Raw genomic sequence first — 5558 nt, forward strand, 5'->3', positions numbered from 1 at the left:
CCGAAGCCTGCGGTTGCCTCGAATGCGCCGTCGTCTTCCGCCGGTGGCTGGGCCGTGCAGGTCGGCAGCTTCGGTGACCCGGCCAATGCCGAGCGTCTCCAGAAGGAGCTGCAGGGCAAGGGTTTCGCGGCATACCGGATCCCGCGTGGCAGCAAGTTGACCGTTGTCTTCGTCGGCCCGTACAAGTCTTCCGAGATCGGTGAGTCCGCACGCTCGCGCTTGCAGCAGCAGGTCAATATCAAGGGCCTGCTGGTACGACGCAAGGAGGGTGAGTGAACGAGCTGGTCTGGATCGATTGGCTATGTCTGGGCCTGATCGGTATCTCGGTACTGCTGGGGCTGATGCGGGGTCTGCTCAGCGAGGCCCTGGGCCTGGCGGGCTGGCTGGTGGCACTGGTCGCGGCACGCCAGTTCGGCGCCGAGGTGGGTGGCCTGCTCGAAGAGATGATCGTCTCGCCGGGCATCCGCACCGCGGTCGGCTTCGTGCTGGTGGTGATCGTGAGCGTACTGATCTGGGGGCTGATGTTGCGCCTGCTGGAACGCTTGATTCATGCGGTCGGCATGGGCGGCTTCAATCGTCTGCTCGGCGGTGTGTTCGGCGCCTTGCGCGCGGCGGTCATACTGGTGCTGATCACCGCCGTGGTGGGGCTGACGCCCCTGCGTGACAGCGCCGACTGGCAGGCCGCCCAGTTGCGGCCGACGCTTGAGCAGCTGCGCGACTGGTCGTTGGCTCGCTATCGTGAGTGGGATACGGGCGGTGACTGGGGCCAGAGCGTGTCGCTGCCGGATTCCACCAGCGGCACCCGGCTCAAGCAGCAGGCCAGCGGTCTGATCGACAGCGCCCAGCGAGAAGGGCGTGCGTTGAGCGACAGCCTCAGCCAGCAGGCGCTGCAGTCGTTCACGCGCCAGGATGCCACGCAGGGCCAGCCCTCGCTGGAGGCGTTGCTCAGGGGCAGCACCGCTGGCGAGGCCGCAAGCCGCAATGCGGGTGGTGAGCAGTGACAGGCAGGATCTTCAGCGCCGGGCATCGTGGCCCGGCGTTGTCGTTTTCGGCATTCGGCACGCGTTGCTGAAGCCTCATGCGGGGCAGTCGAAGGGGTTGACCCATCGGTCAGGTGTTGCCTGCATGGGGGGGCAGGCCTGACAATTGCGCCGTGTGAGCACTCATATTGCCATATGGACGGGCGCCGGCAGTCGCCAGCGTGCGCTTCCCTATCCAAGTGTGTATTAGTGAGGTAATGACGGGATGTGCGGGATTGTAGGTTTGATGGCCAACGCCTCGGTCAACCAGGCGCTGTATGACGCGCTGACCGTATTGCAGCACCGCGGGCAGGACGCCGCGGGCATGATGACCTGGCACGAAGGTCGTTTCCTGCTGCGCAAGAGCAATGGTCTGGTGCGTGATGTCTTCCGCACTCGTCACATGCAGCGTCTCAAGGGCAACATGGGGATCGGCCATGTTCGCTACCCGACCGCCGGTTCCTCCAGCGAGGCGGAATCACAGCCGTTCTATGTCAACTCGCCTTACGGCATCACGCTGGCGCACAACGGCAACCTGACCAACTCCGACCAGCTCAAGCAGGAGTTGTTCTCCTCTGATCTGCGTCACATCAACACCAGCTCCGATTCCGAGGTGCTGCTCAACGTCTTCGCTCACGAGCTGGGCAAGCAGGGCATGCGTCTGGGCGCCGGTGATGTGTTCGATGCCGTGCGTCGTGTGCATCGTCGCTGCAAGGGCGGCTACGCGGCCGTCTCGATCATCAACGGCACTGGCCTGGTCGCTTTCCGCGATCCGCACGGCATCCGTCCGGCGTGTTTCGGCAAGCGTGACTCCGCCGAAGGCGTCGAGTACATGATCGCCTCCGAATCCGTGGCGCTCGACGTCGCCGGCTTCGAGCTGATCCGTGACCTGGCCCCGGGCGAAGCGGTATTCATCGACATGGAGCGTGAGCTGCACACCCTGCAGTGCGCGGATGATCCGGTTCTCAAGCCGTGCATCTTCGAACACGTCTACCTGGCGCGTCCGGATTCCCTGCTTGACGGTGCCTACGTCTATGGCACCCGCATGCGCATGGGCGAGAAGCTGGCCGACAAGATCGTGCGGGAATGGCCGGAGCAGGACATCGATGTCGTGATTCCGATCCCCGATACCTCGCGCACCTCTGCCCTCGAGCTGGCCCAGCATCTGGGAGTGACTTACCGCGAAGGCTTCATGAAGAACCGCTATATCGGCCGTACCTTCATCATGCCGGGTCAGACACTGCGCAAGAAGTCCGTGCGTCAGAAGCTAAACGCCATCGATATCGAGTTTGCCGGCAAGAACGTGCTGCTGGTGGACGATTCCATCGTGCGCGGTACCACCTGCAACGAGATCATCCAGATGGCGCGCGAAGCGGGCGCCAAGAACGTCTACTTCGCCTCGGCAGCACCGGCGGTTCGCTATCCCAACGTCTACGGCATCGACATGCCGGCGGCGGAAGAGCTGATCGCCCATGACCGTACCGAGAAGGAAATCGCGGACCTGATCGGCGCTGACCGCCTGTTCTATCAGGACCTCGACGACCTGAAGGACGCCTGTCGTGAAGTCAATCCGGCGCTGGATGAGTTCGATTGCTCCGTGTTCGACGGTGTCTACGTGACCGGCGATATCGACGAAGCCTATCTGAACGACCTGCGTGCCTCGCGCAATGATGGCGCCAAGAGCGCTGGCGAGACCCACGCGGTGGTGGATCTGCACAACGATTCGGAAGATCTCGACTGATCCGGCTGCCTGCCATCCTCGGCAGGCAATCACGCGATGAGCGAACCGCAACGGGCTCCGGAGAAATCCGGGGCCCGTTGCGCGTTCAAAACCGGTAACATTGGCGCATCGCTTTTCCTTCTTCTTCTTGCTGTCGACGCGACCCGAAATGCTGAAGACGCGACATGTCACAGCGGCGCGTGACGCTGGATCGTGATTCACAGGGCAGTAGATTCCATCAGTAGAGGTACTGGACACCATGCACGACGACAATCTTTCCCGCGCCGGTCTTTCCCGCGATGAGCTGGGCCTCGAGACGCTCGCCATCCGTGCCGGTCACCTGCGCGGTGCCGAGCAGGAACACGGCGAGCCCATCTACACCACCTCAAGCTTCGTCTATGGCAGCGCCGCTGAGGCCGCAGCCAAGTTCGGGGGCGATGAAGCCGGTAACATCTACTCGCGCTTCACCAATCCGACGGTGCGCTTCTTCGAGGAGCGCCTGGCGGCGATGGAAGGCGGTGAGCGTTGCGTGGCAACCAGTTCCGGCATGGCCGCGATCATGTCCACCGTGCTGGCGTTGCTGGAATCCGGCGATGAAATCGTCGCGTCGCGTTCCATCTTCGGTTCGAGTGTCAGCCTGTTCACCAAGTACTTCGGCAAGCTGGGCATCACCACGCGCTTCGTCGAACTGAAGGATCTGGATGCCTGGCGCGACGCGATCACGCCGGCCACCAAGCTGTTGTTCGCCGAGACGCCGTCCAATCCGCTGTCCGAGCTTGGCGATATCAAGGCATTGGCGGCGCTGGCCCATGAGAACGACGCCTGGCTCGCCATCGACAACTGCTTCTGTACGCCGGCTCTGCAGCGCCCGCTGACGCTGGGCGCCGATATCGTCATCCACTCCGCCACCAAGTATCTCGATGGTCAGGGCCGGACGCTGGGTGGCGCCGTGGTGGGAAGCTCCTCGCTGATGGAGGAGGTCTATGGCGTGGTGCGTACCTGCGGGCCGTGCCTGAGCCCCTTCAACGCCTGGGTCTTCCTCAAGGGCCTGGAGACGCTGAACATTCGCATGGAAGCCCACTGTGCACGCGCGCTGACGCTGGCACATTGGCTGGAATCGCATCCGGCCATCGAGCGGGTGCATTACTCCGGACTTGAGAGCCATCCGCAGCATGAACTGGCCAAGGCCCAGCAGAAGGCCTTCGGTGCGGTGCTGGGGGTGGTGGTCAAGGGCGGCCGCGAGGCGGCCTGGTCGGTGGTCGATGCGACGCGCATCCTGTCGATCACCGGCAACCTGGGCGACGTGAAGACCACCATCACGCACCCAGCCACCACGACTCACGGTCGCCTAAGCGATGAACAGAAAGCGGCCGCCGGCATCGAAGAGGGCCTGCTGCGTATTGCTGTCGGCCTGGAAGACCTCGACGACATCAAGCGTGATCTGGCGCGCGGACTTGATCGCCTCGCGAGCTGAGTCCCGTAACGCCTGCCTTTGCACACCAACGCCCGGTTCTGCCGGGCGTTGGTGTCTCTGGACAATTTCGCTGGTGTTGCCCTCAAGGGTTGGCGTCCGTTCGGGCACTGGTTAAGCTCTTGCTCAAAGAACCTGCCAGCTCGATGGTCAGGTGGAGACTGTCATCAGGAGCACCTCATGTGGCGTAATTCTCGACGGGGCTGGGGCTGGCCTGTCATCGTGATGCATTGGCTGTCGGCGCTGGCCATCGTCGGGCTCTTCGCGCTGGGCTGGTGGATGACGTCGCTTGGCTATTACGATGCCTGGTACCAGCTCGGTCCGTGGTGGCATCGCTCGGTCGGGGTGATATTGCTGGTGCTGACGCTGGTGCGGCTCGCCTGGCGCTGGAGCCAGACGACCCCGCAGGCGCACGGCACGCGCAATGAACAGCGCGCGGCGCTGGTCGGGCATGTGCTGCTCTACGTGCTGATGCTGGTGGTGATGATCTCGGGTTACCTCATTTCCACCGCTGACGGGCGTGGCATCAAGGTATTCGATCTCTTCGAGGTGCCGGCAGTGATCTCGGGGCTGAAGGATCAGGCATCGCTGGCAGGTGAGGTGCATTGGTATGCTGCCTGTGTGCTGATCATCCTGTCGCTGGGGCATGCGGCGGCGGCATTCAAGCATCACCTGCTGGATGGGCAGGACACGTTGCGGCGCATGATTCGGCCGCTGCGCTGACGAAAAGGAAGGCGTTGGGTACGCTCGAACGCCAGATGTGACGAAACCTCTCAAGGAGCACCAACATGAACAAGACATCCTTCCTCGGCAAGTCACTGGTGGCAGGTCTCATGGCGGCGTCGTTGCCGCTGATGGCGGGTCAGGCACAGGCCTCCGATTACACGATCGATACCGATGGCCAGCACGCCTTCATCCAGTTCAAGATCAGCCATCTGGGCTACTCCTACGTGCTGGGGCAGTTCAAGGAGTTCAGTGGTGATTTCTCCTATGACCAGGGCAAGCCGGAAGATGCGAAAGTGTCGGTAGAGGTCGATGTCGATAGCCTGGACAGCGCCCACGCCGAACGCGACAAGCACATCAAGTCGGCCGACTTCCTGGATGTCTCCCAATATCCGACGGCGACCTTCACCTCGACCGGCTTCGAGTCCACTGGCGATGGTTCCGGCAAGCTGAAGGGTGACTTGACGCTGCACGGCCAGACGCAGCCCGTGACCCTGGATGTGGATCATATCGGCGGCGGTGAAGACCCGTGGGGCGGCTACCGTCAGGGCTTTGAAGGCACCACCACGCTGAAGCTCGCCGATTACGGCATCGATACATCCAAGCTTGGCCCGAATGCGGCCAC

General features: G+C 62.9%; 6 protein-coding genes. All 6 read left to right on the top strand.

What is annotated here, in order from left to right:
• Positions 1–276 (top strand): SPOR domain-containing protein (locus AC4FAH_RS12895; RefSeq protein ID WP_490246162.1); only part of this gene is annotated, 276 nt, incomplete at its 5' end.
• The gene (locus tag AC4FAH_RS12900; protein WP_490246163.1) at positions 273–1001 is read left to right on the top strand and encodes a CvpA family protein; all 729 of its coding nucleotides are present in this window, start codon (positions 273–275) and stop codon (positions 999–1001) included. The genes AC4FAH_RS12895 and AC4FAH_RS12900, both read left to right, overlap by 4 nt.
• Positions 1002–1245: 244 nt before the next feature.
• Entirely contained in the window at positions 1246–2760 is a 1515-nt protein-coding gene (gene purF, locus AC4FAH_RS12905; protein ID WP_043336916.1) for an amidophosphoribosyltransferase, read from the top strand.
• A gap of 238 nt (positions 2761–2998) precedes the next feature.
• Complete coding sequence (locus AC4FAH_RS12910) at positions 2999–4213, top strand: O-succinylhomoserine sulfhydrylase (RefSeq protein WP_153635332.1); 1215 nt, start codon at positions 2999–3001, stop codon at positions 4211–4213.
• A gap of 177 nt (positions 4214–4390) precedes the next feature.
• Complete coding sequence (locus tag AC4FAH_RS12915) at positions 4391–4933, top strand: cytochrome b (protein WP_153635333.1); 543 nt, start codon at positions 4391–4393, stop codon at positions 4931–4933.
• Between the two features lie 65 nt (positions 4934–4998).
• Positions 4999–5558: YceI family protein (locus AC4FAH_RS12920; RefSeq protein WP_490246164.1), on the top strand; the 560-nt coding region annotated here is incomplete at its 3' end.

This window comes from Cobetia sp., assembly GCF_983723665.1.

What these genes read in the sequence shown, in the direction of transcription:
- purF (WP_043336916.1), top strand. Translation starts at nt 1,246, where the DNA reads ATGTGCGGGATTGTAGGTTTGATGGCCAACGCCTCGGTCAACCAGGCG.
- AC4FAH_RS12910 (WP_153635332.1), top strand. Translation starts at nt 2,999, where the DNA reads ATGCACGACGACAATCTTTCCCGCGCCGGTCTTTCCCGCGATGAGCTG.
- AC4FAH_RS12915 (WP_153635333.1), top strand. Translation starts at nt 4,391, where the DNA reads ATGTGGCGTAATTCTCGACGGGGCTGGGGCTGGCCTGTCATCGTGATG.